The sequence below is a fragment of the Actinoplanes sp. L3-i22 genome, from assembly GCF_019704555.1.
Lineage (GTDB): Bacteria > Actinomycetota > Actinomycetes > Mycobacteriales > Micromonosporaceae > Actinoplanes.
Genome location: NZ_AP024745.1, coordinates 4,516,593 through 4,543,577, shown reverse-complemented (window position 1 = coordinate 4,543,577; position 26,985 = coordinate 4,516,593). Strand labels below are relative to the sequence as shown.

Annotated in this window: 26 protein-coding genes; 12 read left to right on the top strand and 14 right to left on the bottom strand. The window is 69.2% G+C overall.

From position 1 onward, the window contains the following. Positions 1 to 77: 77 nt before the first annotated feature. Genes L3i22_RS20165 through L3i22_RS20145 form a run of 5 tightly spaced genes read left to right on the top strand, consistent with a single transcriptional unit; the run spans position 78 to position 6,419 of the window. Positions 78 to 935 (top strand): PmoA family protein, encoded by an 858-nt coding sequence (locus L3i22_RS20165; RefSeq protein WP_221328504.1) that lies wholly within the window; start codon positions 78 to 80, stop codon positions 933 to 935. Next, entirely contained in the window at positions 932 to 2,437 is a 1,506-nt protein-coding gene (locus L3i22_RS20160) for a glycoside hydrolase 43 family protein (RefSeq protein ID WP_221328503.1), read from the top strand. The genes L3i22_RS20165 and L3i22_RS20160 overlap by 4 nt, the downstream gene beginning before the upstream one ends. Then, positions 2,434 to 4,218 (top strand): pectinesterase family protein, encoded by a 1,785-nt coding sequence (locus L3i22_RS20155; protein ID WP_221328502.1) that lies wholly within the window; start codon positions 2,434 to 2,436, stop codon positions 4,216 to 4,218. Before L3i22_RS20160 ends, L3i22_RS20155 begins: the two co-directional genes overlap by 4 nt. 52 nt (positions 4,219 to 4,270) lie before the next feature. Continuing rightward, positions 4,271 to 5,113: a PmoA family protein gene (locus tag L3i22_RS20150; protein ID WP_221328501.1), complete on the top strand. Its 843-nt coding sequence runs from the start codon at positions 4,271 to 4,273 to the stop codon at positions 5,111 to 5,113. 55 nt (positions 5,114 to 5,168) lie between these two features. Continuing rightward, positions 5,169 to 6,419 carry an ROK family transcriptional regulator gene (locus L3i22_RS20145; protein ID WP_221328500.1) on the top strand — a complete coding sequence of 417 codons (1,251 nt, stop codon included), beginning with the start codon at positions 5,169 to 5,171 and terminating at the stop codon, positions 6,417 to 6,419. 314 nt (positions 6,420 to 6,733) lie between these two features. On the opposite strand, the gene L3i22_RS20140 is transcribed toward L3i22_RS20145, so the two are convergent. The 8 genes from L3i22_RS20140 to L3i22_RS20105 form a co-directional block, all read right to left on the bottom strand. Then, positions 6,734 to 8,467: an SMI1/KNR4 family protein gene (locus L3i22_RS20140; RefSeq protein ID WP_221328499.1), complete on the bottom strand. Its 1,734-nt coding sequence runs from the start codon at positions 8,465 to 8,467 to the stop codon at positions 6,734 to 6,736. Positions 8,468 to 8,555: 88 nt separating this feature from the next. Then, on the bottom strand, positions 8,556 to 9,053 hold the full coding sequence (locus tag L3i22_RS20135) for a hypothetical protein (protein WP_221328498.1): 498 nt from the start codon (positions 9,051 to 9,053) through the stop codon (positions 8,556 to 8,558). A gap of 20 nt (positions 9,054 to 9,073) precedes the next feature. Continuing rightward, positions 9,074 to 9,541 carry a hypothetical protein gene (locus tag L3i22_RS20130; protein ID WP_221328497.1) on the bottom strand — a complete coding sequence of 156 codons (468 nt, stop codon included), beginning with the start codon at positions 9,539 to 9,541 and terminating at the stop codon, positions 9,074 to 9,076. A 514-nt stretch (positions 9,542 to 10,055) separates the two neighbouring features. Continuing rightward, positions 10,056 to 10,517: a hypothetical protein gene (locus L3i22_RS20125; protein ID WP_221328496.1), complete on the bottom strand. Its 462-nt coding sequence runs from the start codon at positions 10,515 to 10,517 to the stop codon at positions 10,056 to 10,058. A gap of 218 nt (positions 10,518 to 10,735) precedes the next feature. Further along, positions 10,736 to 11,134, bottom strand: coding sequence for a hypothetical protein (locus L3i22_RS20120; protein WP_221328495.1), 399 nt, complete (start codon positions 11,132 to 11,134; stop codon positions 10,736 to 10,738). A gap of 140 nt (positions 11,135 to 11,274) precedes the next feature. Continuing rightward, entirely contained in the window at positions 11,275 to 12,060 is a 786-nt protein-coding gene (locus L3i22_RS20115) for a DUF4184 family protein (protein ID WP_221328494.1), read from the bottom strand. A 199-nt stretch (positions 12,061 to 12,259) separates the two neighbouring features. Continuing rightward, positions 12,260 to 12,505: a cold shock domain-containing protein gene (locus tag L3i22_RS20110; RefSeq protein ID WP_221328493.1), complete on the bottom strand. Its 246-nt coding sequence runs from the start codon at positions 12,503 to 12,505 to the stop codon at positions 12,260 to 12,262. 99 nt (positions 12,506 to 12,604) lie between these two features. After that, the gene (locus L3i22_RS20105) at positions 12,605 to 14,167 is read right to left on the bottom strand and encodes an arabinofuranosidase catalytic domain-containing protein (RefSeq protein ID WP_221328492.1); all 1,563 of its coding nucleotides are present in this window, start codon (positions 14,165 to 14,167) and stop codon (positions 12,605 to 12,607) included. Between the two features lie 324 nt (positions 14,168 to 14,491). Between L3i22_RS20105 and L3i22_RS20100 the strand changes: the two genes are divergently transcribed. Then, entirely contained in the window at positions 14,492 to 15,928 is a 1,437-nt protein-coding gene (locus L3i22_RS20100) for a pectinesterase family protein (protein ID WP_255658420.1), read from the top strand. Further along, the gene (locus L3i22_RS20095) at positions 15,925 to 17,385 is read left to right on the top strand and encodes an RICIN domain-containing protein (RefSeq protein WP_221328491.1); all 1,461 of its coding nucleotides are present in this window, start codon (positions 15,925 to 15,927) and stop codon (positions 17,383 to 17,385) included. The genes L3i22_RS20100 and L3i22_RS20095 overlap by 4 nt, the downstream gene beginning before the upstream one ends. A 386-nt stretch (positions 17,386 to 17,771) precedes the next feature. On the opposite strand, the gene L3i22_RS20090 is transcribed toward L3i22_RS20095, so the two are convergent. Then, positions 17,772 to 18,014 carry a helix-turn-helix domain-containing protein gene (locus L3i22_RS20090; protein WP_221328490.1) on the bottom strand — a complete coding sequence of 81 codons (243 nt, stop codon included), beginning with the start codon at positions 18,012 to 18,014 and terminating at the stop codon, positions 17,772 to 17,774. 222 nt (positions 18,015 to 18,236) lie between these two features. Here L3i22_RS20090 and L3i22_RS20085 point away from each other — a divergent pair, with 222 nt between their 5' ends. Then, a complete protein-coding gene (locus L3i22_RS20085; protein ID WP_221328489.1) occupies positions 18,237 to 18,836 on the top strand; it encodes a hypothetical protein in 600 nt (199 codons plus the stop codon). A gap of 71 nt (positions 18,837 to 18,907) precedes the next feature. On the opposite strand, the gene L3i22_RS20080 is transcribed toward L3i22_RS20085, so the two are convergent. After that, positions 18,908 to 19,894, bottom strand: a complete 987-nt coding sequence (locus L3i22_RS20080) for a peptidoglycan DD-metalloendopeptidase family protein (RefSeq protein ID WP_221328488.1) — start codon at positions 19,892 to 19,894, stop codon at positions 18,908 to 18,910. 354 nt (positions 19,895 to 20,248) lie between these two features. Here L3i22_RS20080 and L3i22_RS20075 point away from each other — a divergent pair, with 354 nt between their 5' ends. Continuing rightward, positions 20,249 to 20,614: a hypothetical protein gene (locus L3i22_RS20075; RefSeq protein WP_221328487.1), complete on the top strand. Its 366-nt coding sequence runs from the start codon at positions 20,249 to 20,251 to the stop codon at positions 20,612 to 20,614. Positions 20,615 to 21,112: 498 nt separating this feature from the next. On the opposite strand, the gene L3i22_RS20070 is transcribed toward L3i22_RS20075, so the two are convergent. Next, complete coding sequence (locus tag L3i22_RS20070) at positions 21,113 to 21,709, bottom strand: TetR family transcriptional regulator (RefSeq protein WP_255658419.1); 597 nt, start codon at positions 21,707 to 21,709, stop codon at positions 21,113 to 21,115. 58 nt (positions 21,710 to 21,767) lie between these two features. Here L3i22_RS20070 and L3i22_RS20065 point away from each other — a divergent pair, with 58 nt between their 5' ends. Next, positions 21,768 to 22,646, top strand: coding sequence for an oxidoreductase (locus tag L3i22_RS20065; RefSeq protein WP_221328486.1), 879 nt, complete (start codon positions 21,768 to 21,770; stop codon positions 22,644 to 22,646). Positions 22,647 to 22,746: 100 nt separating this feature from the next. Here the strand turns inward: L3i22_RS20065 and L3i22_RS20060 are convergent, their stop codons facing one another. Beyond that, the gene (locus L3i22_RS20060; protein WP_255658418.1) at positions 22,747 to 23,466 is read right to left on the bottom strand and encodes an SDR family oxidoreductase; all 720 of its coding nucleotides are present in this window, start codon (positions 23,464 to 23,466) and stop codon (positions 22,747 to 22,749) included. Between the two features lie 155 nt (positions 23,467 to 23,621). Here L3i22_RS20060 and L3i22_RS20055 point away from each other — a divergent pair, with 155 nt between their 5' ends. Then, positions 23,622 to 24,464 carry a helix-turn-helix transcriptional regulator gene (locus L3i22_RS20055; protein ID WP_221328484.1) on the top strand — a complete coding sequence of 281 codons (843 nt, stop codon included), beginning with the start codon at positions 23,622 to 23,624 and terminating at the stop codon, positions 24,462 to 24,464. Here L3i22_RS20055 and L3i22_RS20050 read toward each other — a convergent pair. Together L3i22_RS20050 and L3i22_RS20045 are read right to left on the bottom strand one after the other, a co-directional pair. Next, the gene (locus tag L3i22_RS20050; RefSeq protein ID WP_221328483.1) at positions 24,448 to 25,290 is read right to left on the bottom strand and encodes a GNAT family N-acetyltransferase; all 843 of its coding nucleotides are present in this window, start codon (positions 25,288 to 25,290) and stop codon (positions 24,448 to 24,450) included. The genes L3i22_RS20055 and L3i22_RS20050 overlap by 17 nt on opposite strands. Beyond that, the gene (locus tag L3i22_RS20045) at positions 25,262 to 26,164 is read right to left on the bottom strand and encodes a DMT family transporter (protein ID WP_221330060.1); all 903 of its coding nucleotides are present in this window, start codon (positions 26,162 to 26,164) and stop codon (positions 25,262 to 25,264) included. The genes L3i22_RS20050 and L3i22_RS20045 overlap by 29 nt, the downstream gene beginning before the upstream one ends. A gap of 82 nt (positions 26,165 to 26,246) precedes the next feature. Here L3i22_RS20045 and L3i22_RS20040 point away from each other — a divergent pair, with 82 nt between their 5' ends. After that, positions 26,247 to 26,798 (top strand): CGNR zinc finger domain-containing protein, encoded by a 552-nt coding sequence (locus L3i22_RS20040; RefSeq protein WP_221328482.1) that lies wholly within the window; start codon positions 26,247 to 26,249, stop codon positions 26,796 to 26,798. Positions 26,799 to 26,985 lie beyond the last annotated feature (187 nt).

The window sequence follows — 26,985 nt, the reverse complement described above, 5'->3', positions numbered from 1 at the left end:
CGCCTGGACTTCCGCAAGAAACGCTAATTTGTTGCAGATGTTGACGTAACTGCTGCGACGTCGGTAGCTTGCCGCTCATGCCGAACGTTCAGGCACATGATCTGTGCTGCGCAGGCCGCGTCGTCGCCCGCTATGTCTGGGACTCGCAACTACCCGAGACCGTCTCGCCCCGCCCGTACCTGCATCCGGTGACCACCCTCGGCGGCACCGCCGTCACCGGGTTCATGCCCGACGACCACCTGCACCACCTGGGCGCCAGCATCGCGGTCCCGGTCGTCAACGAGGCGAACTTCTGGGGCGGGCGCACCTACGTCGCCGGGCGCGGGCCGGTCTCGCTGGACAACCACGGACATCAGCGCCACGACCGCTGGCTGCATCGATCCGACGACCGGCTCACCCAGCAACTACGGTGGACCGGCCGCGACGGCCGGACACTCGCCCATGAACAACGCGCGCTGAGCGTCGAGACGCTCACCGACGACGCCTGGATACTGCGTATCGACTTCGCGCTGAGCAGCGCCACCACCGACCCGCTGCGCATCGACAGCCCCGCGGTCCGCGGACGCGACGGCGCCGGTTACGGCGGATTCTTCTGGCGGGCGCCGGCCGGCCTCGACCGGGTGCACGCCTTCGGCCGGCAGCCCGGCATCGACGTGCACGGCAGCCGCGACCCGTACGTGGTGCTCACCGGCAGCCACCACGACACCGCCGCCTGGACACTGATCTTTCTGGCCGCGACACCGATCACCGACCCGTGGTTCGTCCGGTCCAGCGACTACGCCGGCGTCTGCTCGGCCATCGCGTGGAAGCGGCGCCTCGTGATCGCGCCCGGCCAGGTGTTCACCCGCCGGCTGTCGGTCGTGATCGCCGATGGGCCGCCTACCGGCGCCACCGTGGAGGCCGCCGTCGCCGCCGGCCAGGAGGGCAACTCGTGAACAATCCGTGGACCGCCGACACCGGCGACGGGCACTACCGCAACCCGGTGCTGTTCGCCGACTGGTCCGATCCGGACGTCGTGCGCGCCGGCGACGACTTCTACCTGACCGCCTCCAGCTTCAACCGGGTGCCCGGCCTGCCCCTGCTGCACTCCACCGACCTGGTCAACTGGGCGCTGATCGGGCACGCGCTGCGGCGGCTGCCCGACGAGTACGCCGTTGTCCGGCCCGGCTGCGGCGTCTGGGCGCCCGCACTTCGTCTCCACGACGGACGGTTCTGGATCGTCTACCCCGACCCGGACCACGGCATCTACGTCACCACCGCGGACGACCCGGCCGGCCCGTGGAGCGAACCACGCCTGGTCCTGCCGGGCCGCGGCCTGATCGACCCGTGCCCGCTGTGGGACGCCGACGGCAGCGCCTACCTGGTGCACGGCTGGGCCAAGAGCCGCGCCGGATTCAACAACCGCCTGACCGCGTACGCGATGAAACCCGACCTGGAAGCCCCGATCGGCCCCGCCACCGTGATCGTCGACGGCGGCGACATCGACGGATGCCGCACCCTGGAGGGACCGAAGTGGTACCGGCACGACGACTGGTACTGGATCTTCGCGCCGGCCGGTGGTGTCGCCGGCGGCTGGCAGTACGCGATGCGCTCGCGGCACGTGTTCGGCCCGTACGAGCCGCGAATCGTGCTCGCCCAGGGCAGCACCGGCGTCAACGGACCGCATCAGGGCGCCTGGGTGGACACCGGCGCCGGCGAGGACTGGTTCCTGCACTTCCAGGACCTCGGCGCGTTCGGGCGCGTCGTGCACCTGCAACCGATGCGCTGGGACGACCAGGGCTGGCCGGTCATCGGCGACCGCGGCGCCCCCGTGCCCGGCTTCCGCAAGCCGGCGACCGGGCCGGCGTGGACCAGCACGCCCCCGGTGGCCGACCGGTTCCCCGGCGGGCGGCCCGGGCCCCAATGGAGCTGGCCGGCCAACCCCGAACCGGGCCGGGTGCTCCAGCACCCGGGCGACGGCCTGCGGCTGGCCTGCGTGGCGCACCCCGGCGGCGACCTGCGCCAAGCACCTCATGTGCTCGGCCAGCGGCTGCCCGGGCCACGGTTGCGCGCCGCGACCGGGGTGCGGCTGGACGCCGGCCCCGGTGCGCGGGCCGGGCTGGTGGTGCGCGGACGTACGTACGCCTGGATCGGTCTGGAAAAACGGACCGACGGCACCTTTCTGACCTGCCGGTTCGCCGAGGAAGGCGAAGCGGAACAGGACGTGGCGGACCCGGTCGAGGTCCCGGCGGGCGCAGGGGTGCGGCTCGTCGTGACCGTCACCGGCACGGCAGTGATCCGGTTCGCCGCGGACATCGGCGGTGAACGGTGGGAGAGCGGCCCGCCGTTCACCGCCACCGGCGGCGGCTGGATCGGCGCCGCCCTCGGCCTGTTCGCCATCGGAACCGACGGCCACGCCGACTTCGACCCCTTGTCCATCACGGCGGAGGACCAATGATCAAGGTAGTCATCGTGGCGGCCGCACTGCTGGCCACCACAGCGGCCAATCCGGCGCACGCCGCCGAACCCGACCGCGCGGACCGGGCCGGGCAGCCGACCGGCTTCGCCGCCGTGCCCGGCCCGGACGGCCGGATCACCACCGGCGGCGCGAGCGGGCGGACCGTGCGCGCCGGCACTCTCGACCAGCTACGGACCTACGCCGCCGCGACCGAACCACTGGTCGTCCAGGTCGCCGGCAGCATCCGGGTGGACCCGTTCGGCGACATGATCCGGGTCGCTTCCGACAAGACCATCATCGGGTACGGGCCGGGGGCCGAACTGGTCGGCGGTGGACTGTTCCTCAGCGGCACCCACAACGTGATCATCCGGAACCTGACCATCCGTGACTCGTACATCCCGGGCGACTTCGACGGCAAACGCGCCGACAACGACAACGACGGCATCCGGCTCGACACCGCCGACCACGTCTGGATCGACCACACCCGCATCGAACGCGTCGGCGACGGCGGCATCGACATCCGCAAGGACAGCGACTACATCACCCTGTCCTGGAACGTGATCAGCGACATCAACAAGGCGCTCGGCGTCGGCTGGACCGCCAACGTGGTGACCAGGCTGACCGCGCACCACAACTGGATCCGCAACACCGTGCAACGCAACTGGAGTCTGGACAACACCGCCGCCGCGCACCTGTACGACAACTACCTGCAGAACATCACCCAGTACGGCACGATGAGCCGCAACAACGCCCGGGTGCTCGTCGAGGACTCGGCGTTCGACCACGTCAACGACCCGCTGGTGGCCAAGGACGCCGGCTCGCAGCTCGCCCAGCGGCGCAACCTGTTCACCGCCAGCCCGGGCCGGCTCGACAGCACCGGCGAGCCGTTCGACGTTCCGTACGCCTACTCCCCCGACCCGGCCGCCCGGGTCCGCGACCTGGTCACCCGGTATGCCGGACCGCAGCCGGTCGCGCACCGGACCCCGTCGACGATCACCGTCGCCCTGGACGGCACCGGCGACTACGCCAGCCTGCTGGCGGCCCTCGGCGCCACCCGCGACGCGCGCGGCCCGGTCACCATCCAGGTACGACCCGGCTTCTACCGCGAACAGGTCCGCGTCTGGCCCAGCCAGTCCGACGTGACCATCACCGGCCCCAGCGACGCGATCGTCGCCTACGACCTCTCGGCAGCGGGGCAGAAGTTCTACGGCGGCGTCCTCGGCGACGACGCGGCCACGCTCACCCTGCGCGGAACCGGAACGAGCATCCACGGCCTGACCGTCACCGCGACCAGCGCCGCAGCGGTACGCGCCGCCGGTGACCGGGCCACCCTCGACGGCACTCACCTCACGTCGTTGCTGGCCGCGGCCGGACGCAGCTACCTGCGCGGGTGCACCGTCGCGGGCGACGGCGACCTGATCAGCGGGCCGGGCGTCGCGGTCCTCGACGGATGCACGATCTCCGCGGGCGACACCGGGGCGATCACCGCGGCCAGCACCCCGCAGCGCCAGCCCTACGGATTCCTACTCACCGGGTGCGTCCTCGACGGCGCCCATCTCGGCCGGGCCATCGGACCCGGCGCCCAGGTCGTCGTCCGTGGGTCCACCCTCGGCCCGCGGCTTGCCGCCCAGGGCTGGGCCGCTCCGCTCGCCCGCTTCGCCGAATACGCCAACACCGGCCCCGGCGCCCAGTTCGGTGCCGGCCGTCCGCAGCTGTCCCGCGCGCAGGCCCGCCGGTACACCGCCGCCGCCTATCTGGGCCGGTGGCGTCCGCACGTCTGAGCACCGTGGTGGCTATCCTGCTCAGATGTCGCCCGACCCGCCCGGAGGCCCCGTGACCGGTGACGCCCCCGCCGTCCTGCGTCTCGGTGACCGGGCCGTCGCCGAGTACACGTGGCGCCCCGACCTGCCGGTCGCCCTGGCACCACGGCCATACCTGCACCCGGTGCGGACGTTGGCCGGCACCACCGTCACCGAGCTGATGCCCGCCTCGCACCGGCACCATCTCGGCGTCAGCGTCGCGGTCGCCGAGGTCGGCGACGCCAACTTCTGGGGTGGCCGCACCTTCATCCCCGGACACGGCCCCGCCTGGCTGGACAACCAGGGCACCCAGGAACACCTCCGGTGGGTGCGGCGAACCCCCGAGCTGCTCAGCCACACCCTGCGCTGGACCGGCTTCAACGGCGACCCGCTGCTCGGCGAACGCCGTGAGCTGTCCTGCCGCAGCGTCGGCGCCGACGCCTGGGCCCTGAGCTTCACCTTCACCCTGACCAACGAGACCGACCGGGAGCTGCCGATCCGCAGCCCGGCCGTGCATGGCCGGCCCGGCGCCGGGTACGGCGGATTCTTCTGGCGGGCCCCCGCCGTCGGCGACTGCCGCATCGACTCCGAAGCCGGTGCCGGATTCCAGGCCGTGCACGGCCGGCGCGCCCGCTGGCTCTCGGTACACGGCGACGGCTGGACCCTGGTGTTCCTCGGAGCCACCGCCGAGACCCGCGACGACCGCTGGTTCGTGCGAACCCGCGACTACCTGGGCATCGGTTCGGCCCTGTCCTGGGACCAGCCGCTACTGATGGCCTCCGGAGCCACCGTGAGCCGGCGGATCGTCACCGTGATCGCCGACGGCGAGATCACCCCCGAGCGCGCCGCCGCCTACGCCGACGACCTCACCGCATGATCCGGCGCAACCGGCGGCGCCCCGCCACACCGCCCGCGCTCCGGGCCGGCGCCGCATGACCCGGCCGGTGCACCGGGTCGCACCCGCCACCGACGCCCCCATCCGCCAGGACAGCCTGCGAGCCCACAACCTGATCCTGACGTTCCAGCAGATCGTCGGCGCGCAACAGACCCCCGTCTCGCGCAGCGAACTGGCCGCCACCACCGGGCTGACCCGCCCGACGATCTCCCGCATCGTCGACGAGCTGCTCACCGCCGGCCTGATCGTCGAGACCGAACCGGCCCGCTCCGGCAACAGCGGCCGGCCCCGGGTAGGGCTCGGCCTGGCCCGCACCGGCCCGGCCGGGCTCGGTCTCGACATCCGCGCCGATGCCCTGTCGGTCTGCGTCGTCGATCTCACCGGCACCGTGCGCCACCTCGACTTCGCCGCCCGCCCGCACCACCGGCCACAGCCGGAGCAGACGCTGCGCGACCTCGCCGCCATGGCCGGGGACGCCATCACCGCGGCGGCGGCCGAGCAGCTCACCGTCGTCGGCGCCACCCTGGCCGTCCCCGGGGCGGTCGAGGCCGGGGTGATCCGCTCCGCGCCCGCGTTGGGTTGGCACGACGTGGACGCCGGGGCGGCGCTGAGCCGCCTGATCGCGGCTGACGATCTGCCGGTGCTGGTCGACAAGGACGCGAGCCTGGCCGCGCTCGGCGAGCTGTACGCCGCCGGTCCGGAGCTGCGCGACTTCGTGTGCGTCACCGGCGAATTCGACATCGGCGCGGGCCTGGTGCTCGGCGGCACACCGCTGGGCGCGGCCCGCGGCTGGGCCGGCGAACTGGGCCACGTCATGGTGGACAGCGCCGGGCCGGCCTGCGTCTGCGGCGCCACCGGCTGCCTGCAGTGCTACGCCGGCCTGCAGCAGATCCTGGCCGCGGTCCCGGGCAACGAGGTGAGCGGCCAGCCGTACGCCGTGGCGATCGACGCCCTTGTCTCGGCCGGCTCACCGCAGATCATGACCGCGCTGGACCGGGCCGCGACCGCGCTCGGCGTCGCCATCTCGGCAGTGCTCAACCTGGTCAACGTGCGCACCGTCCTGCTCGGCGGCAACTACTCGCTGCTGACGTCCTGGCTGGCCGACGGCATCCAGCGGGAGCTGGACCACCGGGTCCGGACCGCGAGCTGGACGGCGATCGAGGTGCGACCGGCGCCGCTCGGGCCCGACGCCGCCGTGATCGGCGCGGCGCTGAGCGCCGTCGACCGGGTGCGCCGCGACCCCAATCCCTGGCTGGCCCGCCGCCGCCAACGAGCGGCCGCCGGCTGACGACGGAGTGGCTTCGTTCGCGGGTTTGGGCGCCAGATGTTCGCGACTTTCGGCACTGTCCTTTGCCATCGAGGTGTGTCCGTGTGCCACTGAAGTGTGTCTCCCGATCACCCGACCCCATTCCTGGGTCCTGGCCTTCGCAATCTGTCCTGCGACCTCGGCCAGATCAACCACACCACGGGTGTCGACATGCACAACGGGGCCGATGCCGAGAGGTTCCGCCTCCACTTCCCACCGGGGCCACGCATCAGCAAGTTGGCGCCGGTCAGAGGCGTAGGGAGCCGGCGATGGCACGCTGAGCAGAGGCACCCGGTTCAGAGGCGCGCACGCAGTTGTGTCGCGATCAGGTGCCAGTCGTCAGCGAAAGCGTTTTCCGCGTGCAGGATGAGGATCGAGGTGTCGAAGAGGTCGAGAACCTCGACGGCGGCCATGGCTGCCTGGCCTCGACGCCAGACCGGGTCCGCATGCTGCGGCACCGTCTCGTCGCGGGCGAGCGCTTGCCGGGCAAGGTCGCGCGTCATGGCACGAACCTGGTTCTCGGTCTCGGCGTCGACAGGCACGTTTGCGCGGCGTGCCTCGATCGCTCGCTGAAGCGCCGGATCGTTGAGGTCGAAGCGTTCGGCGAGTGCCTGCGTCAGCCAGGCCAGCGCGGTGTGACGCCGGGTGTTCTCCTTCTGGCGCAGCAGCACGACGATTTCACCGTTCAGCCTGGTTACCGACGCGCCGTCGGGGATCTCTGCAGTGATCACGACCGGGTGCGGGTGCTCGAACCAGGTGGCGTCGAGCCGGATACCGGTCCGGAGCTCCGCCAGTGCAAGCATGGCAGCCTGCCACGATCCGCCGGCTGGCACCCAGAGCGGCTCCTGCTCGGCTCGCAGCGCGTCCGGTTCGGATCCTGACCGCCGTACCGGATTCCGCCCCTCGAATTGTGTGATGACCTCGCCGGCAGCCGCGTAGCTGAATGTGCTTCTACCCCTGACGTTCCAGAACGCTGTGCTCTTGGGGCCCCACCACGCGCTGACCATCTGGTTGGACCTGCCGCTGAGCCGTTGCAGTACTTCCGGCCGGCGAGCCTGCATCCCGTTGACCTCGAGCAGCGTGACGGTGCCCGAGACGTCGTCGAGGTACCAGCACGGCTGCTTGGGGTCGTCGTCGATCGGCCGTTGCTCCCGGACCTTGTCCGGGTCGCCGCCGAGGCGCCGGATGACTGCCGCCAGGTCGGTCTGCCCGGTAATCACGCTCCACGACATCGCTGCGGTGATCTGCGGATACGGTGCCGCAAGCAGGTCGCGGTAGTGGCGGAGCACATCGTCGTACCCGCGACCAGGGTGACGCCTCGCAGCTGGCAGGGGCAGGTGCGGCGGACGTGATTCCGCGGGTACCCAGCACAGTCCTCCCTCCGCGGTGACCGTTGCCCGGTAGGCCTGACGATCTCGTGTGCCCATCGGTCGCCGCGGCGCCTCGTCGATCACGCCCGTCTCGTGGTCGATCAAGGCGTCCCGTATCTCGATAAGCATCTCGGTGACGCTGCTCCAGAGGAAGCCGGACGGGTTGTAGAGGTCCTCGTGATCGAAGTACTTGACATAGCCGCGCTCCGGGCCGTCGCGCAGGTCTACGTACAGACAGTTGCCGCAGTGGTCATCACCGATCGGCAGGAAATGCGGATGGAACCCGACGAACTCGAGCTCATCGGCGTCCTCGTCGTCAGGGTCCTCGTCATCCCACTCTTCGTCGTCGGGATCGTTCTCATCGTCAAGCGCCAGCTCCGCGGTCATCTGCAACCGCGTCGCGCGGTCCTCCAGCGCGTCTCGGCAGGACATCGGGGCAAATCCCGAAGGCATCAGGTAGACGCCGGCAACGCGGACGGCGCCGTCGGCCTGCTGCCACCACTGCCGCACGTCCTCCGGGAGCGGGCAACCGACAGCAGCCTGCACCTCGTCGATCAATGAGCCCGAGGCCGGCGGACGAAGCCGCCCGGCGTCGGCCGGCGCATGTCGCCGCAGCCAGGTAATGATCTCTCCCCAGAGCGCGGGTACCTGATCAGCCATCACCCGATCATGCCGCCGGAGCACCGAGAGCGAGCGGAGAACGCCAAGTTGCCTGGAAGGGGCAATGGCGACGGCCGCACTGGGGGCGCTAATTCCTGTCCCCGCGGTCCGTCTCCCGGTAGCAGGCGGATGAGGAAAGGACGGCGAGAAGGTGCGGCGAATTCGTACTGACCAGTGTGAAGTTGGTTCCGTCGTCGGGATCTTTCAGCGATACGGCGCCTGACCGTGTTTCTTGTTTGTACTGGTCCTCGACGACCTTCCAGCCGAGTCCGGTCCAGTGGTCCCGGACGGTTCGGAAGGTTGCGGCGTCAGCTTCGAGGGAGAGCTGGATGTTGAACGCTCCGGATATATAGCGAACCTCTCCTGAATTCCCGAAGAGACTGTCGCAGGAAACCGACAGCGTCTTCGGGTTGATCACTTCAGCCTGCCCGAAGACCTGTGCGATGTCTTGCACCAGCCTTTGCGATTGCTGTGTCGCCTCGTCACGGGTCAGTGCCGGGTGATCGGTCCCGCATCCGGCGACACCGAGAAGCGGCAATACAAGCAGCCCGGCGAGGGTCGCGCGATGGAGGCGGCGGGCGCGCATACCGGGAGCGCGGCAATCCGCTAACGCCACGGGCCGGCCAACCGGATCTCGTTGCCGTCCGGGTCTTTGACGGTGAAGCTTTGAATCCCGCGACCTGGCCGGCCGGACTGCTCGATGGCGCTCAACTGCTTTGTGTTGCGGTCCGCCAGCGCGGTGTGAGGGGTCGAGACGTCGCTGACGTGGAGAAAGCACGCCCCTGGGTCGAGCACGGTCCCGGTTTCCGAAACATGGATCTCGGCATCGCCGGCGACGGCGATCACATAGCCGGGCAGCTGATCGGACGCGAATCCCAGGAACTCGTAGAACGCGATGGTCCGGTCCAGGTCACAGCACTGCAGGATCGGAACAGCCGACAGCGGCATCACCGGGCCGGCGAGCGTTCCGGCCGGCCGACGCGGCCGGGCGAGCCGCGCAAACCCCAGCTCTCGAACGGCACGGCGCTCGTCATTCATCCGCTGCTGAGCTGCGAGTTGCTCAGGCGTGGGCACGGCGAACGTCCATCAAGACCTCGCTGAACCGAGTTGAATCCCGCATCACCAAATCCAAGACCCCCTAGCCCAGCGAACCACTCGAGCGCCCATGCTGTCTCGCACTCCGCCAGCTCCGGCGACGCCAAGCTCCACCAGACCACGCCACCGCGTGACCCGATCCCCGGGCAACCCGCACGGGGCAAGACTTCAGCTAAAGCGCATCTGAGGGATCATGGCCGGTCTCGGTCACGTTTCGCGCGGAGTCAGACCATGATCGATGCAATGGCGACCGTGGCCAGGTAAAGGTCTGGCGCGTATTGCGTGAATGATCTCTGCGGGCAGGACTGCGAAGCTCGCGCAGGTCATCCCGGCGACAGCTAGGAGCCGGCGCGCGACCGCTTGGCCACCATCACGGAACTTGCGCAGAGCCCGGTTCGGGCGCCGAGTATTCGTGACCGTGGATCCACGGCTGATCGGTGTTTCTGTGTTCGCGAGTTTTCGGCCACCTGGTTGCGGTCGCGGCGGCACGCGCTTACTGGGTGGTCAACTGCTGCGTCAGGGTATTCAGGCCGTTCCTGATGAGCTGTCCGTACTCGTCGTCGCCGAGTGCGTCGATGCCGGCTTGGGCGTGGTGCAGATGTTCGCGGGCGCGGTCGAGGTCGCCAAGTTTGCGGTAGCAGTCAGCGAGGTTGAGGTGCAGGGACGGGTACAGGCCGGCGACAGGGAGGGCTACGCCGGCCTGGGCTGTCCGTTCGTCATTGAGAAGGTAGGCCGCGGCGAGGGCCAGCTGGTCCCACAGCAGTTCCTGGTGCGCGTCGTCTTGGACGTCGGCCATCGTGTGCGCGAGCACGCAGACGTGCAGCGGATTTCCTTGCTCGCCTCCGATCTCGTCCCAGATCTGGCTGAGCAGGTGGCGAGCGGTGTCACGTTGACCTTGATGGTGGTGCAGTTGTGCTGCCTCCCCGATCCGGATGAGCGTTCGATCAGTGATCATCGGCATCTCCCTCGGGACGTGCGTTCCGGTGCCGCATCAGCACGGATGTGTATCGGCCTGATGTCTGCTGAGTGGTTTGCCAATAGCCGATCCGACGGGCTCCGGCCCGATTTTTGTTCATCTTTTCGAGCGCCACCCGCGACCATGTCCTCGATCGGGTGGTTTCGATGTTCGCGAGTTCCAGACTCTGGCACGAGCTCTGTGATTGATCTTGCTGGCTATGGCCGTTGATCAGGGCTTCGTCGGCTTCTGACGTAGTCCATGTATTCCTCGCCGGCCACCGCGTGGTTGACCCAGCGCTGGGCGTCCGCGTCGGCGAGGCGCTCGGCGAGCGCCATCGCCTCTTCCGCGTCTTCGCTGCGGGCCAACTCGCGGCCTTCGCCGACGTACGCCTCGTCGACTGGGTCGAGCGAGATGAGGTTGGGTAGGTCGCCTACCCGGTCGTCATCGGGGTCTTGCACGGTGTGAAGTGAGATCCGGTATTGCCTGTTCATGGGGCTGATCTCCACCCAGCGGATGGCTCCTCCGCCGCCGATCTCGACGCCGCCGAGAAACTGTTCAATGCCGTGGCCCCGACGCAGGGCACCGATCGCGAACTGCCGGGTGAGATAGCGCATCGAGAAAGCGTAGTGCCGACCTGCTCGCTCGCTGGTCAGCCCGCATCATGAAGCCACTCCGAGGGTGCATGCGCGGATCTACCGAAGAGGGGATGTCACAGCTGGAATGCTCTCCGAACAATTCCGAGCATGAGGGGCGCCTATGGGCGTGCACTCCCGTCGAGCGGACGCAGACACTGAGCTCGGCGCCGGCGCACGACGAACCAGCCGGCACACAACACGGCAGCAGCAAGCCCGGCACCCGCCGCACCGGTTCCGGCCAGGAAGACGGTCCGTGTCGATACCTGCGGCTCCGCGCCCGGCAACGCCCGGGCCAGGGCACCGCACACGGAGGTAGCCGCCATGAGCGCCCATGTCGTACCGGCCACCACCCGGCCGGCGCCCGGTCGAGCGACCCGAGGCGTCACACGCCACCACCGCAACAACCAGACACCGATAACGACCGCACCGATCACGCCGCTTACGTATTGCGCCCACCGGTATCCGGGTAAGCCGCCAGTCGGCTGTACGCCGAGCCAATCGATGTGCTTGGTTCCCCAGCCGTCGGCATGGGTGAATGCGTCCCAAATTGCGTGCGTCGCTGCACCGACGGCGAGCGACAGACCTACCTGCGTGACGCCGCGAGCGGTCACCGGACCGGTCCGCGACGTGTGAGCCAGGTCGATCCGTGCGCGCACCGGCGCCGGTGCCACCGCAACCGAGAACGGCGCCAGCAGCAGGTGCCATAGCAGGAACAGCACGCCACCGAGCATGACGTCAACGGTCAGCGTACCGATGAGCGAGTGCGTCGCACCAGCGCTGACCGGGATGGGCAGGTAGTACGGCAGGTCCGGCACAACGCTGCCGATGACCAGCGCGGACGGCACCGTGCCTTCTCGGCGCACAAAGGGCAAGATCGCCGCCGGGTGGCTACCCGTGAACGGCATGGCGGCGCTCCATTCGCAGCAGGATAGCGGCGGTTCAGGTGGTGTCAGCCACCACTCCCGCCCAAGCTCGTATGCACTGATCTGCCGCCGACTGCTCATGTACGTCCCCGACGCGTTACTCATTGCCGGGCTCATTGGCCCCTTGCGGCTCGTCGAACGTGAGAGCCAAGTGGCTGTGGTAGGCGCCTTCGGACGAGCGTTACGGCCTCGACGGATCGGCCGGCTTGACGTTCTCCGTCCAGACTTTCACCGCTCGGAAGTTGAACCCGTCCTGCTCGGCGGCCTCGGCGCGGAACCACACGTGCTGGCCTTCTGTAAGTTGCCGAAAACCGCCCACCGCGATCGCCGAGAAATGCACCCAGCAACCGCCCGGGATGGCTGGTCCGTCGACAACACCCCAGCCCTCGTCCACGTGGAACTCACGCACAACACCGCTGCCGGCCACGTCGGCACTGTGCACGATCGAGTCGTCTCGCTGATGCACACCCAGGTCAGGGCGGTGCCGACGGAGCCGGCCCGCGGCGGCTCCGGAGTGTTCGTCCGCCTACTTGTAGCCCGCGGCGACGATGTTGGCCTGCACCTCGTTCTCGGCCGCGTCGGTGGGATAGCCGCTGGTCATCGCGCCCTCGTAGAAGGTGCCGGCGCCCTTGATGCTGTTGTCACCGCCGGTGCCGAGGATGATCGCGCCTTCCTTGCGCATCGGGTCGTAGCCGCTGACGCTGGGGTCCAGGACGGACTCGGTGGGGCGCACACCGTTGTAGTAGGTGGACACCGCGCCGCTCTGGGCGTTGGCGGCGCGGATCGCGAAGTTGTGCGGTTTGCCCTTGACCAGGGCCGTCAGGTAGCGATGAGTCAGGGTCGGGTCGTTGGTGTTGTCCTGGGCTTTCGACCCGCCGTAGACGCCGTTCTCCATGTCGACCAGGACCCACGGGCCGTCACCGGCGCCGGACCCCCACTTGGTGGTGTTGCCGAAGTAGATGGCCTCCATGGTGCCGTTGCCGTTGTCCTCGCCGTTGGTCTCCGCGTTGCCGTAGTCGAAGCAGCAGCCGCCGTTGTAGTGGGTGCCGTCGATGATGTCGTACATGCCCTCCGGGTTGTCGCCGGTGGCGATCCCGATGGTGTTGTTGTTGCGGTAGCCGACGCCGGGTTCGACGTAGACGCCGTACGCCTTGTGCCCGCCGAGCGTGGTCGGCGCCTTGGTGGCGTCGGCGAGATTGTCGTAGCCGCCCGCGGCCGGGCCGGAGAAGTGCCCCGGGGGTGCCTGGTAGAGGTGGTTCCCCTTACCCGACTGGTCGTAGATGATGCTGATCAGGCAGGTGGTGCCGGAGCAGAACGAGTCCTGCAGGGCAGCGTTGGCCACGCCGCCCGCGGCCAGCGGAGTGATGTTCTTCGTCGTGCCGTCCGAGGCACGTTTGACCTGGTAAAGACTTCCGCTATAGGCGGCGTACAGGGCTCGGGTGGTGCTGTGCGCGGCCACGCAGGGCGTCCCGCCTGCGGCGTACGCGTCGCAGGGCAGCCGTGCGGCCGTGCCGGAACTCGGCGAGCTGGTCGGGCCGCTGACGTAGTTGAACGACCATTGCATCCGGGCGATGTCGGCGCAGGTCTCCTCGACGATCGGGTTGTTCCCGGCGGTGGAGCCGTCCTTGTCGCTGATGCACAACCCGGACGCGACGCTCTTGACCAGGTATTTCCCGGACGCTGTGGTGGAGGCGGTGAACGTCCACAACTGGTTGGACTTGGTGCCGTCGCCACATCCGTACTGCTGGAGCTGGGTTCCGGAAACGGTCGACGAACTCGGCACATCGATGCACCGGGTGCTGTTCACGCTGACCAGGTTGGCCTGGCCGGCGCCTTGTACCTTCCACTGCTGAGCGGTGGTGCCACTGGCGCAGGCGGTCTGGATCAGTAGAGCGCTGTTGGCGGTGGACGCCGCGGTGACGTCGACGCACTTGCCGCTGGCGCCGGACGCCAGCTGGTAGACGCCGTCGGTCACCGGGACGGTGGCCGCCTGCGACGGCATGATCGTCAGCCCCACCACGACGACGGGTACCGCCAGCGTGAGGGCTGCGAGCAGCAGCCGTTTCCTGCCTCTGACGAGCTCGGACACGGATGATCCCTTCTGCGGTGATGTGGCGATCCGCTGCCCGCCACGAGACGCGCGTCCTCTCGTGCCGCAGCGACAGTGAGTCAGCGCCCAGGCTCGGCTCAGGGCCACACGCTAGAGACGTCCGACGATGCTCGTCAATGCTTGCGGCGCAGCTCAGCAATATTTATTTCATGGGTTGACTTAATATCGAGGCCGGTCGTAATCTCGCCGAAACATCGGTATCGGTCACTCTGCGCGCACCGCCGCGCTCCACCCCATCCCCCGGCGTCGGCCGCCCTCCCCCAGCACGGTGACGGCGACGTCAGCACGGAGAAAGGACCACATGTGTCCAGATTCTTGAAAGGCAGAACACGGCTGCTTCTCGCCGCCCTCGCCCTGGTGGTCCCCGCCGCCGTGGTCGGGCTGCCGGCGACGCCGTCCGTGGCGGCCACGCTCCCCTCAGCCGGCGCCGTCTACCAGCTCGCCGTCACCAAGAGCGGCATGTGCATCGACGTCCCCGCGGCCTCCACCAGCAACAGCACGCTGCTGCAGCAGTGGGGCTGCACCGCCGGCGCCAAGTGGCAGCAGTTCACGCTCAAGGCCGTCGGCGCCAACTACCAGCTGGTGAACGTCAACAGCGGCAAGTGCATCGACGTGCCGGACTTCGCCACCGCCTCCGGTGTGCAACTGCAGCAGTACACCTGCGTCGCCAGCCAGAACAACCAGCTGTGGACGCTCACCGCCAGCGGCACCAACACCTTCCAGGTGATCAGCGTCAACAGTGGCCTGTGCATGAGCGACAAGGACGCCTCCACCGCCTCCGGGGCGGCGATCATCCAGGAGACGTGCACCGCGAACACGAACAAGCAATGGTCGTTCGTCCCGGTCAGCGGCGGCGGCGCCACCTGCCCCTGCACGGTCGCCGCGGACGGCAGCGGAACCTACAAGACGGTCCAGGCGGCCGTCGACGCGGTGCCGGCCAACAACACCACCCGGCAGACGATCACCATCAAGGCCGGCACCTACCGGGAGATCGTGACCATCCCCTCGAACAAGCCGTACATCACCCTGCAAGGCGCCGGGTCCTCGGCCAGCGGCGTGGTCATCGTGAACAACCACAGCTCGGCGGGCGGATACGGCACCTCCGGCAGCGCCACCTTCTTCGCCAACGGACACGACTTCATCGCGACGAACCTGACGATCGCCAACGACTACGGGGTGGGCAGCCAGGCAGTCGCCCTGAACCTCAACGCCGACAAGCAGATCCTCAACAACGTACGGGTCCTCGGCAATCAGGACACCCTGCTGACCAACACCGGCCGGGCCTACGTCGTGAACTCGTACGTCGAAGGCACCACCGACTTCATCTTCGGCGGCTCCGTCGCGGTCTTCCACAACAGCACCATTCACGAGATCAGCTCGACCGGCGGCGTCATCACCGCGGCGAACACCGCTGCCTCGCAGACCTACGGCTACCTGTTCTACAAGTGCACGATCAACAACGGCGGCGGCACCAACGTCACCAACCTGGGCCGGCCGTGGGGCGCCGACGCGCAGGTGCTCTACCGCGAATCGAGCATGACCGCCGGCATCAAGTACTCCCAGCCGTGGACGGACATGTCGTCGAACACGTGGCAGAACGCCCGGTTCTCCGAATACAAGAACACCGGGTCCGGCGCGACCGTCAACAGCAACCGGCCGCAGCTCACCGACGCGCAGGCAGCGAGCTACACCCCGCAGAAGTACCTGGCCGGCGCGGATGGATGGAGCCCGATCGCATGAGACGTCTCGCAGCAGCCCTCACGCTTGCGGTACCCGTCGTCGTGGTGGGGCTGACGATCATGCCGTCGCAGGCGGCCACCGTCCCGGTGACCGACGGCGTCTACCAGCTGGCGTCCGGCGCCAGCGGCAAGTGCGTCGACGTCACCGCGGCGTCCACCGCCAACAGCGCTCTACTGATCCAGACCGCCTGCGCCAGTGGCACCACCGCTCAGCAGTGGAAGGTACAAGGCGCCGGCCAGGCCAACCTGGTCAGCGTGAACAGCACCCGGTGCATCGATGTGCCGAGTTCGTCGACCGTTTCCGGAACCCAGCTCCAGCAGTACGGATGTGGCGACGGCACCAAGTCCAACCAGTTGTGGACGTTCACCGCCTCCACCACAGCGTCCGGGAAATACCTGGTCAAGAGCGTCGCGTCCGGGTTGTGCATCAGCGACAAGGACGGCTCCACCGCCGGGAACAACCCGATCGTCGAGGAGACCTGCGCCGACATCGCCCGGATGCAATGGTCGTTCAACTACGTCAGCGGCCCGACGACCGGACCAACCGGCGGCAGCAGCCCGTGGTCGAACACCGCGGACGGCTTCGCCTCCACCGGCGGCGGCACGAGCGGTGGCGCCGGCGGGACGGTGGTCACCGTCAGCACGTACGCGGATCTGCTCAAGTACGCCACGGCGAGCGCCGCCTACGTGATCAGGGTAAGTGGCACGATCACCGTGCCGACCTACGGTTACGAGATCCCGGTGACCTCGAACAAGACGATCGTCGGGCTGAGCACCACCGGCCGGATCAAGAACGGCGGCTTCTTCCTCGGCACCGGCATCCACAACATCATCATCCGCAACCTGACCATCGGCGACACCGCGGTGGCCTCCGACGACCCGGACGACAAGGACTTCGACTACGACGGCATCCAGATGGACACCGCCGATCACGTCTGGATCGACCACAACACGTTCACCAACATCAACGACGGCTACATCGACTCCCGCAAGGACACCTCGTACGTCACCGTGTCCTGGAATGTCATGGGCAACCACAACAAGACCTTCGGCATCGGCTGGACCGACAACGTCACCGCGCGGATGACCATCCACCACAACTGGATCCACGACACCAACCAGCGCAACCCGAGCGCCGACAACCTGGCGTACGCCCACCTGTACAACAACTATCTGTACAACGTGGCGTCGTACGGCAACTACGCACGCGGCGCGACCAAGATGGTGCTCGAGAACAGCTACTTCGATCATGTCAACGACCCGTACTACCCCGACACCGCCAACGGCGCCCAGCTCAGGCAGAGCGGAAGCATCGTCGTCAACTGCACGGGCAACCAGGTGACCTCGGGTTCGGCGTTCACCCCGAGCAGCTTCTACTCCTACACGCTCGACGCGGCCGCCGACGTACCCAACCTGGTCAAGACCAAGGCCGGACCCCAAGCCAACATCGTCATGTGACCGTCGCGCGGCCGCCGGCCACACCAGTGCGCCGCGCGCTGGCCTCACCCCTTCACCCGCCCACAGGCCTCCGCGAGCACCGATCTCGCGGAGGCCACCACCAAATGCGCCGGGCCGCGTCCGCGATCGCTGGAACATGCGATTCAGATCAACTTCAAGCCCAGCGCGAACGGCCGGCTCGGGACGGCTCCTCACCAAGGACCCGGCAATCCGGCCCATCGGCAACGACATACCGGACGCCGGTGCTACGAACCGGCGTCCGGCTCTTGCGGCTTGGCGGATGCACGCCTGGCACCCTCGGCGGAGGACGCTATCCGCGCAGGCCGAACCGGGGCATTGCTGGCCGCTATCAGTCCTTCACCGGAAGACTCACGGCCGCCGCGGCACTACGCATCTGCTTGGTCACCGGGCTGGCCCGTCAGATCGGCGATCGACACGTTCAAGGCGTTCGCCAGGGCCGCGAGCGTCGTCCGGCGCTCGACCGGCCGGACACCGTTCTCGATCTGGCTCAGATACGGCTGGCTGAGGCCGGCCAGACCGGCGAGCACCCGCTGGCTCTTGCCCCGACGCTGCCGCCAGTACGCCACCTGCGCGCCGATGAACAACTGCTCGCCAACCGTGCCGGCCATATCGCGCTCCCTGATAGCGGACAGGGTGCGGCGGCCAGGACCGTCCATCGACCGCCGACATCGACACTACGTCACAGATTTCGACAGCCGCCGCCAGCGCAGGAGTGCCCGGAGGGCATCCATGCCGAGGCCGTCCGCCTTCGTGGTCTGCTTGCGTGAGGGCACACGCGGTGCCTACAGAAGCGATTGGATTTGACCTATAGGTATCGATAGGTTTCTGTCGTGCCGCTGTTCAACCTGGTCAAGGTCTGGGGAGAGTTCGTCGCTGAGGTGCTGGAGCCGGGCGAGCGACTCATCGCCATGGGTTACTTCAACCCCGACGTGTACGGGGACAGCAGCCGACTGGAACGCACCAGCGACGAGCTCGACCCTCACGAGCTCGAACAGCTGCACCAGACCGGTGGGCGCCCCGGTCAGTCGGGTCGCTGGATCAAGGGTTTCGGCTGGACCGGCCTGCAGCTCAATCCGAACCGGACGCGGCGTTTGATCTCGGGGTCGCTCGGCTCCGGTTCGCCGGAATCGGTCGCGGGCCGCCTGTGGCGAGGCACTCGAGATGTCGAGACCGCCGCCCTGGAGTGGGTGGTCACCGACCGCAGACTGGTGTTCCTGAACCGGCTCTCCGGGCAGCCGCCCAAGTTCGCCGTCCACTACGCGGTGCCGCGATCGGTCATCGGCAGCGTCCGGCGGCACAGCAAGCTGTTCTTCCAATGGGGCCGGTGCGAGCTGACCTTCACCGACGGCTCGACGTTCGCGATGATGCTCGCCGCTCTCGACGTCAGTGCGGCCAACCGATTCGTACGAGCACTGTCCGATTCCGCCTGACCTCCGCAGGATCCTCGGCGTCCGTGGTCGGAAGTCGATCTACCGTCACGCACCAATGCCCTACCGAACTCCTACCCCACGGTCAGGTCCAGGCCGCGGGCATGGAAAAAGGCCGTCGGCTCGACGGCGTTTGCTCGGGTGGCGGGGCGGGCGGTGTGGGTTTCCAGGTGTAGGTGCGGGCCGGAGGAATGGCCGCTGCTGCCGACCGTGCCGATGATCTGGCCGGCGGTGACCCGCTCCCCCACTGTCACGGACGGCTGCCGGGCCATGTGGCAGTAGCGGGTGACCGTGCCGTCGACGTGCAGGATCTCGGCGTACCAGCCGCAGCCCAGGACCGTGACCGGGTCGCCGTCCACGTCGCACGAGTACGCGTCGCCGTTGCGGCGATGGGCGTTGCAGCGCACGGTGATCACGGTGCCTGCCGAAGCCGCGTGGATCGGGGTGCCCCGGGCAGCGATCAGGTCGACGCCGTCGTGAGCGGGACGCTCTGCGGTACGGAATCCGGAGCCGACCTGGCCGTCGACCGGCTTCACCCAGGCGCCTTCGGCGCACTCCGCTGCGACCAGAGCTGTCGCGACCGGCTCCCACTTCGCGTACGCGTCGGGGTACGCGCTGCGTTGGACGGCCTGGGCGACCTCGGTCAACGGGCGGGTCTGCCAGTGCGGGACGGTCACCAGGCGCTGGTAGAACGCGGTGGCCGCATACGACGGGTTCAGCAGCTGGGCGGGCGTACCCCAGCCCTGGCTCGGGCGCTGCTGGAACAGTCCGAGTGAGTCGTGGTCGTTGCGGGCGCCCAGATTTCCCAGGTTGCGCAGGCCGGACTCCTGGATCGCGGTGGCGACCGCGATGACCCGGCCGCGTGGTGCGATGCCGCGGGCCGCGCCGACCTGGGCGATCAGGGCCGCGTTCGCCCGCTGCTCGGCGTCGAGGTCGCCGGCCGTGGACGGGCCGGGGCACACGCCGAGGGCCGCGCCGCCGAGGGCGCCGACACCGGCGACGCACAGCGCCATGACCGTGGCGATGCCGATGGCGACGATGGTCAAGGCTCGCGCGCTCATCGCCGTACCCAAATCATGGTTTTGCCTCCAAGGGGGAGAAGAACGGGCGGCCATCAGCGATGGCCGCCCGCGGGATTCACAGGTCGTCGGGCCAGTCGGGGCTGACCGGCGTGCTGATCTGGCCGGAGTCGGCGGCGGCCTGCCTGGCCTGGCGCCAGAGCTGAAGTAGAGGCCGATCTGCCGGCGATGATGGCGTTCGCCGGCCGCGGTGCCGGACGGCGCGACCGTACGGATCAAGTCCTTCTGTGCCATCGGGGTCGCATGGGTCGATGGGAAAGGACACTCTGGTTCTTCACGAAACGGGGTGATGATGTGGCAAGGGCATCGGTAGGTGCTGCCCGCACGAGCGGGTTCTTGTTGCTGTTTCTGCTGCTGACAACCGTGGTGGAGCTGGTCGGCGTCGCCGCTGCGACAACGGCCGTCGACGAGATCGGAGAGGCTTCGCTGTTCGGCCGCGCCGGAACTATCGCCGTGACGCTCGCGGCCGCGGTGATCGCCGGCGCCGGCGCCGTCGTCACCTGGAGACAGGTTGGTGGAGCACCCCGCGCAGTGACCGCGGTTCTGCTGTTCGCCGCTGCCGCCGTGGTCCTGACGCTCACCATCTCGTTGCTCACGTCAGCAAACCTGGCCGCCGGTTTCGCGGCCGGTCTGCTGCCGGCATTCGTGTGGATCCTGCTCATCGGGCGTGCCGTGTTGCGGACATCAGCCGCCGGGCGCTGACCGCGATGGAATCCGAGACGACGCGCCGGCTTCATCGACTCCGGCCAGGGCGGAGCCGCGGCCACCGATCAGCGTCATCGCGACGGTCGACCACCCGATCACGGCCATCGAACCTGGAATTCGCCGCATGCCCCGACGCTAGGGCCGGCCCGACCCGGGCACGGCGGTCACATGTCGATCCCGTGACGGCCAGCAGTCAGGTCCCGAGCATGTGATCGAGAAGGCTGTCCAGCAACGACAGCGATGCCGACTGGGGCCTCAAGCTGGAATAGCCGACGCCGGCGAGTCTTTCCGGGCCTGTTCCGCCCCGGGTTCTCGTGTCGCTGCTCCTGCTGGCGCGCATCCCGTTCAACCGGCGAGGGAGCGGGAAGCGTCGCCGAGGACTCTCCCGCCATGATCCCGGTCGGTCAGACCGCCGGCTGGATCGTGGTGGAGGCAGCGGTCCGGCGACGTCGGGCCAGGAACCCGGGCGGCACTCATCCGGCCTGATCGAGCGCCTTATCCAGCCTGATCGAGCGCTGGGCTGATCACGGCGAACGCACGGTCGGTCAGGTCATGCGGGTCGGTCACGCCGTCGCTGACGCTCCAGCGCCGCATCGCCGCCTCGAACGCGGCGAGCGCCATCCCCGCGGCCATCTCCGGGAACAGGTCGGTGGCCGGATCCCGGCCGAGCCGTGCGGCCAGCTCGGCGGTCAGCAATTCGCGCCATTGGGCCTGGCGCTCCAGCATGCGGGCGTGCAATACCGGCGTACGCAGAATCAGCTGCACCACCCGCAAGGATTTGAGCGGCTCGTCGACGCAATGGTCGATCGCCCTGCGCACAGCGTGGCGTAGCGCCGTGGCCGGCGGCTCGTCGGCCGGCCGGGCACGCAGTTCGTCGCGCATGTCGGCGCCGAGCGAGGCCATCAGCTGGATGGCCACGTCCTCCTTCGAGGAGAAGTACCGGAAGAAGGTACGCCGGGAGACGCCCGCCGCGACCACGATCTCGTCGACCGTCGTGGTGTCGAAACCCTTCACCGCGCACAGCTGCAACGCAGCCTCGGTGATTTCGGCGGCCACCAGCTGCCGCTTGCGCTCCGCCATGGTATCCACCACGCCACGATACTACGCGCCTACGTTGACACTTAGTGCCACCAACGGCATTCTATGGCGCATGACGGTAACGTTGATCACCGGCACCACCAGCGGACTGGGCCTGGCCACCGCCCGGGCTCTTGCCGACCGCGGACACCGGGTCATCGCGGCGGTCCGCGACCCGGACCGGGCCACCCGCCTGCTGCCCGGCGCCGAGGCCCGCCACCTCGACCTGGCCGACCTCGACTCGGTCCGCGCCTTCGCGGCCGACCTGCACGCCGACCACCACCGACTGGACCTCTTGATCAACAACGCCGGGGTGATGGGGATGCCACGCACCCTGACCGCCCAGGGCCACGAGCTGCAATTCGGGGTGAACCACCTGGGCCACTTCGCGCTCACCGGGCTGCTGCTCGACCTGCTCGCCGCCGGTCACGAACCCCGTGTCGTGACCGTCTCGTCGAATCTGCACCGCAAGGGCAGGCTGCGGTTCGACGACCTCACCGGCGCGGCCGGATACCAGCCGATGACCGCCTACAACCAGTCCAAACTCGCCAACGCGGTGTTCGGCCTGGAGCTGCACCACCGGCTGGCCGCGGCCGGGTCGCTGATCCGCAGCGTGCTCGCCCACCCGGGCTTCGTCAAAACCGGCCTGCAGCAGGCCGGCACCGTCGGGGTCAACCGGCTGATGCTGCGCCTCACCACTCCGCTGCTGGCGCAGAGTCCGGAGCGCGGCGCGCTACCGATCCTGCACGCCGCGACCGCCGAGCCGGTCCGCGGCGGAGAGTTCTACGGTCCGTCCGGGGCGGGTGAGATGCGCGGCGACCCGGTGCTCGTCGAGCCGTCGGCCCACGCCCGCGATACGGCGCTGGGCACCCGCCTCTGGACGGTCTCCGAAGAGCTCACCGGTGTGCGCTACACCCTGGAGGGCCCCGGTCAGCGCCCGGAACGCGGTTAGATGACCATGCAGGCGCGGCGCAGCATCGCGTCTTGCTGCTCGGTCTGGCCCGGCCGAGCGCCGGACGAGCCGAGGTGACCCTTGATCGGTGGCGTCATTGTCAGATCGATGCCATCTGCCGTTCCAGGGCCTTCGGGTCGTCGCGCCACGTCTGACGGCCGGCGCGCGACAGCGCGTCCGGGAAGATGTCCTCCTCGCCGGCCTCGACGCCGTCGAGGATCGCCGCGGCGACCTCCTCCGGGCTGGTCTTGGGCATGTCGAACGCCCGGATCATGTCGGTGTCGACCGCGCCGGGGAACACACCGTGCACGGTGATGCCCAGGTCGGCCACCTGCGCCCGGACGGCCTGGGTCATGGACGCCGCGGCGGCCTTGGAGACGCTGTAACCGCCCATCCCCCGCACGGCACCCAGCGCCACCAGGGAGAGTAGGTTGACGATCGCCCCACCGTCGTTGCGCCGCAGCACCGGTACGAACGCGCGCGTGATCGCGAGCGTACCGAAATAGTTGGTGTCCAGATCCGAGCGGATCGCGGCGAGATCGCCGCCGAGCAGGTCGGCGAACGCCAGGGAGCCCCCGTTGTTCACCAGCATCGTGACGTCGCCGGCGGTCGCGGCCGCCGCGGCAACCTCGCCGGCGTCGAGCAGGTCCAGCCGCAAGGGCACGACGCGCGGGTCGGCGGCAAGGCCGGTCAACGTCTCGAGGCGGCGGGCGGTCGCGTACACCTTGTGCGCGCCCCGGGCGAGCAGCGCCTCGACGATCGCCCGCCCGATGCCCCGGTTCGCCCCGGTGACCAGCGCTGTCACATCTGTCGTTCGCACCACGGTTTCTCCATCCCGTACTCGATAAGGTCCTTCTCTCCTCAGATTCCGCTGGTCGGCCGGGGTTACCCAGAGCCCCGATCGACCCTGGGCGGGGCCAACCTAGGTCTGGCGGTACCAGGCTGGCCCGCCCGGACGGGGTCATACTGGGCCTCATGGAACGGCACACCGCGTTGGGTGAGTTCCTGCGCTCCCGGCGGGCACGGCTGCGTCCCGAGGACGTGGATCTGCAACCGATGCTTCCGCGGCGCAGGGTGCCCGGTCTGCGCCGCGAAGAGCTCGCCCAGTTGGCCGGCGTCAGCGTCGACTACTACGTCCGCCTCGAACAGGGCCGCGGCACCCACGTCTCCGACTCCGTGCTCGACGCCGTCGCCGACGCGCTGCGGCTCGCCGGCGACGAACGCGCACATCTTCGTGACCTCGCCCGCCCGGATCGGTCCCACCGCGGGCCGGTCCGGCCGCAACGAGTGCGGCCCCAGCTGCGTCAACTGCTGGACGCCTGGACCGAGGTCCCCGCGTTCGTCGTCGGCCGCCGCACCGACGTGCTGGCCTGGAACCCGCTCGGCGCCGCCCTGGTCGCCGACTTCCGAGCGTTGCCGCCACCGCAGCGCAACTTCGCCCGCCTGATCCTCCTCGACGAGCACGTCGGAGCGCTGTTCGCCGACCGGCGCCGCAAGGCCCGCGACGTCGTGGCATTCCTGCGCTTCGACGCGGGCCGGCACCCCGGTGACCCGCTGCTCGCCGAACTGGTCGGCGAGCTGTCCCTGCACAGCCCGCTCTTCCGGCAGCTGTGGCCGCAACACCCGGTCGGCGACAAGAGTCAGGCCGCCTACGAGGTCCGGCATCCCGTCGCCGGCCCGATGGTTCTGACGCAGAACGCCCTGCGCGCGCCCGACGACCCGGATCAGACGCTGGTCACCTACACCGCCGAACCGGGATCACCGTCCCAGGCGAGCCTTCGCCGACTCGCGTCCCGGCCGGTCATGACGTCCGGGTGAGCACGGCCCGGCTGTAGAGCAGGTCGAAGCCGCGACGCTGCGCGTTCTGCTGGGACCGGGATCCGGGCTGGACGGTGATGACCGCGACGTCGCCGCCGGCTGCCGTGGCATCGGCGAGCCGGGCGGCCAGCAGGGCGCTCTGGATCCCGCGGCGGCGGAACGCGGGCGCCGTGGCAGCCCCGGTGAGCTGGGCGACGCCATCGGTGATGCGCATGCTGCCGCCGCCGGCCGGGACCCCGTCCAGTGTGGCCAGATACCGCGAGACCAGGCCGAGCGTGTCCCGCTCGGCGTTCTCCAGGATCGCCCGCGGGAACTGCTCCGCCCACGGCACACCCTGCGTGTCCGGGTGCAGCGTCGCCTCGACCACGACCTCCAGCCAGGCATCGAACTCGTCGTCGCCGCACGGGCGAACCTCGACGCCCGGCGGCACGACCGGTTCGACGGCGCCGCCGAGGGCCCGGCCGAGGACGTTCTCGAACGACGCCAGCCGGTAGCCGCGCCCGGCCAGCAACTCCAGCAGGGCGGGGTCGGCGAGGCCGGCCACTTCCGCCTGGATCGGCGCGCCGCGATCGGCGTACGCCTGCTCGATCTTCTCCAGATCGGCCGCCGCGGGCAGGTCCGCGAAGCCGAGGCCGGCGATCTTGTTGATCGGCGAGTCGGGCTCGGCGTAACTGGCCACCCCGCCGGCAACGGGAATCGCGAAGCCCAGCGCGTGACCGCGCCGCCCTCGAGCGGACTCGTTCCACGCGGTGATCAGCTGCGCCTCGGCCCGTTCGACGCGGGCGGCCAGGACGGTGTCACAGAACAGTGACGTGCGATTGTTCATCGATACTCCTCCGCGAGTGCGGTTCCGGGCCGCGTAACAGCAGCGCGATGCCCCCGAGAATGGCGAAACCCCCGACGACCTGAAGTGGCGAGGGACGGTCACCGAGAAAGACGATCGCGGTCAGCGTGCCGATCACCGGAGTCAGGTTGCCCAATTGCGCGGCCCGCGCCGCAGGCACCGAGCCGATGCCCCGATTGAACAGAACGCTACCGAGCGCCCCGCACACGAGCACCGCGAGACAGGCCAGCCAGCCCGCGAAACCCGCCGCGCCGAGCCTGCTGCCACCGGCCGACCAGGACGCGACCACGAAGGGCGCCACGCCCAGCGCCCCGCCGACGGCCTGCCAGGCACTCGCGTTGAGCCCGTCATCCTCGCCGTTGAGGCGGCGAGTGGCGACCAGGTACGCCGCCGAGGCCGCGACCGCGAGCAGGACCAGCACATTGCCGAGCACCGTGTCCGATCCGGCCGAACCGTCGGGCCGCACGGTGACCAGCGCCGCGCCGATCAGTCCGACGGCCAGACGCTCCCGCAGCACGACGATCGCCAGCAGTACCGACAGCAGCGGATCGGCGGCCAGCAGCAGGCTGCCGCTGGACGCACTGGTACGAGCCAGCCCCAGGTCGCCGAGCAGAAACGCCAGACCCGGCACCAGGCAACCGACCAGCATCTGCCGAAGCGCGCCGCGACGGCGAAGTTGTCCCTGCGCCGCCGCGGTGATCAACAGCAGACCGGCCGCGCCGGAGATCTCCACCACCAGCAGATCGACCGGGCGGACGGTGCGCAGCGCAACCACCGAGACGATTGTGCTCACCCCGTAGACCGCGGCCGACAGCAGCAGGGCCGGCTCGCCGGGACGTAGCCGTGAATCGGCCATCACCGCCTCCTCTCTGTAACCATCTAAACGGTCACATCGGTTACCGAGAGCCGTCAACCGATAAAGACGCTACGGTGGTTACATGACACAGGCGCCCGGCTGGCCGGGCCTCGGCGACGAGGCGCTGCTCATCGCCGTGGCCAACACGGCCCACGCCGACCAGGACGAATTCGCCGACACCGACACCCTGAACGCCTGGTGGACCGGGCTCGACGCACCGGTGGCCACCCATCGCGGCAGCCCGGCATCGGACGGGAGCATCGCGATGCTGCGGACGATGCGCGGACTCATCCGTGGCCTCGCCCTGCGCAACAACGGCGTCGAGCCCGCCCCGGCCGAGTTCGCCGGCCTCGAGGCGCTGCCACTGCGCCTCGATCTGCGCGGCACCCCGACGTTGCTCGCCGATCCGGCCGGCGACCTCGCGCACGACATCTGTGCCGCCGGTGCCGCAGCTCTGCTGCGAGCCACCGCCCGAGCCGGCTGGTCACGATTCAAGGCATGCCGCGGAGACGACTGCCGGTGGGTCTTCCTCGACCGGTCGCGCAACTGCTCGCGACGCTGGTGCGACATGACCGACTGCGGCAATCGCGCCAAGATCGCTGCTTACCGCGACCGCCATCGCAGTGCTGCATGACCCGCTCCAGGTACGGGCCACTGCCCTGCTGAGGTGCTCACGGCCCTCGGTCCCGGCGCCGCCGCCCTTGACCTCGACGACGAGCGTGGTGTTGCCCTCCCGGTCGTGGCCCAGACCCCAGATGTCGAACTCGCCGGACTTCGGCGCGCTCAGCCTCGCCACCGCATAGCTGGCAGCGGCTGCCGCG

Coding starts and splice junctions, on each gene's coding strand:
- L3i22_RS20165 (WP_221328504.1), top strand. CDS start 78: ATGCCGAACGTTCAGGCACATGATCTGTGCTGCGCAGGCCGCGTCGTC.
- L3i22_RS20155 (WP_221328502.1), top strand. CDS start 2,434: ATGATCAAGGTAGTCATCGTGGCGGCCGCACTGCTGGCCACCACAGCG.
- L3i22_RS20145 (WP_221328500.1), top strand. CDS start 5,169: ATGACCCGGCCGGTGCACCGGGTCGCACCCGCCACCGACGCCCCCATC.
- L3i22_RS20140 (WP_221328499.1), bottom strand. CDS start 8,467: ATGGCTGATCAGGTACCCGCGCTCTGGGGAGAGATCATTACCTGGCTG.
- L3i22_RS20135 (WP_221328498.1), bottom strand. CDS start 9,053: ATGCGCGCCCGCCGCCTCCATCGCGCGACCCTCGCCGGGCTGCTTGTA.
- L3i22_RS20125 (WP_221328496.1), bottom strand. CDS start 10,517: ATGATCACTGATCGAACGCTCATCCGGATCGGGGAGGCAGCACAACTG.
- L3i22_RS20120 (WP_221328495.1), bottom strand. CDS start 11,134: ATGCGCTATCTCACCCGGCAGTTCGCGATCGGTGCCCTGCGTCGGGGC.
- L3i22_RS20115 (WP_221328494.1), bottom strand. CDS start 12,060: ATGCCGTTCACGGGTAGCCACCCGGCGGCGATCTTGCCCTTTGTGCGC.
- L3i22_RS20095 (WP_221328491.1), top strand. CDS start 15,925: ATGAGACGTCTCGCAGCAGCCCTCACGCTTGCGGTACCCGTCGTCGTG.
- L3i22_RS20090 (WP_221328490.1), bottom strand. CDS start 18,014: ATGGCCGGCACGGTTGGCGAGCAGTTGTTCATCGGCGCGCAGGTGGCG.
- L3i22_RS20080 (WP_221328488.1), bottom strand. CDS start 19,894: ATGAGCGCGCGAGCCTTGACCATCGTCGCCATCGGCATCGCCACGGTC.
- L3i22_RS20065 (WP_221328486.1), top strand. CDS start 21,768: ATGACGGTAACGTTGATCACCGGCACCACCAGCGGACTGGGCCTGGCC.
- L3i22_RS20055 (WP_221328484.1), top strand. CDS start 23,622: ATGGAACGGCACACCGCGTTGGGTGAGTTCCTGCGCTCCCGGCGGGCA.
- L3i22_RS20050 (WP_221328483.1), bottom strand. CDS start 25,290: ATGAACAATCGCACGTCACTGTTCTGTGACACCGTCCTGGCCGCCCGC.
- L3i22_RS20045 (WP_221330060.1), bottom strand. CDS start 26,164: ATGGCCGATTCACGGCTACGTCCCGGCGAGCCGGCCCTGCTGCTGTCG.
- L3i22_RS20040 (WP_221328482.1), top strand. CDS start 26,247: ATGACACAGGCGCCCGGCTGGCCGGGCCTCGGCGACGAGGCGCTGCTC.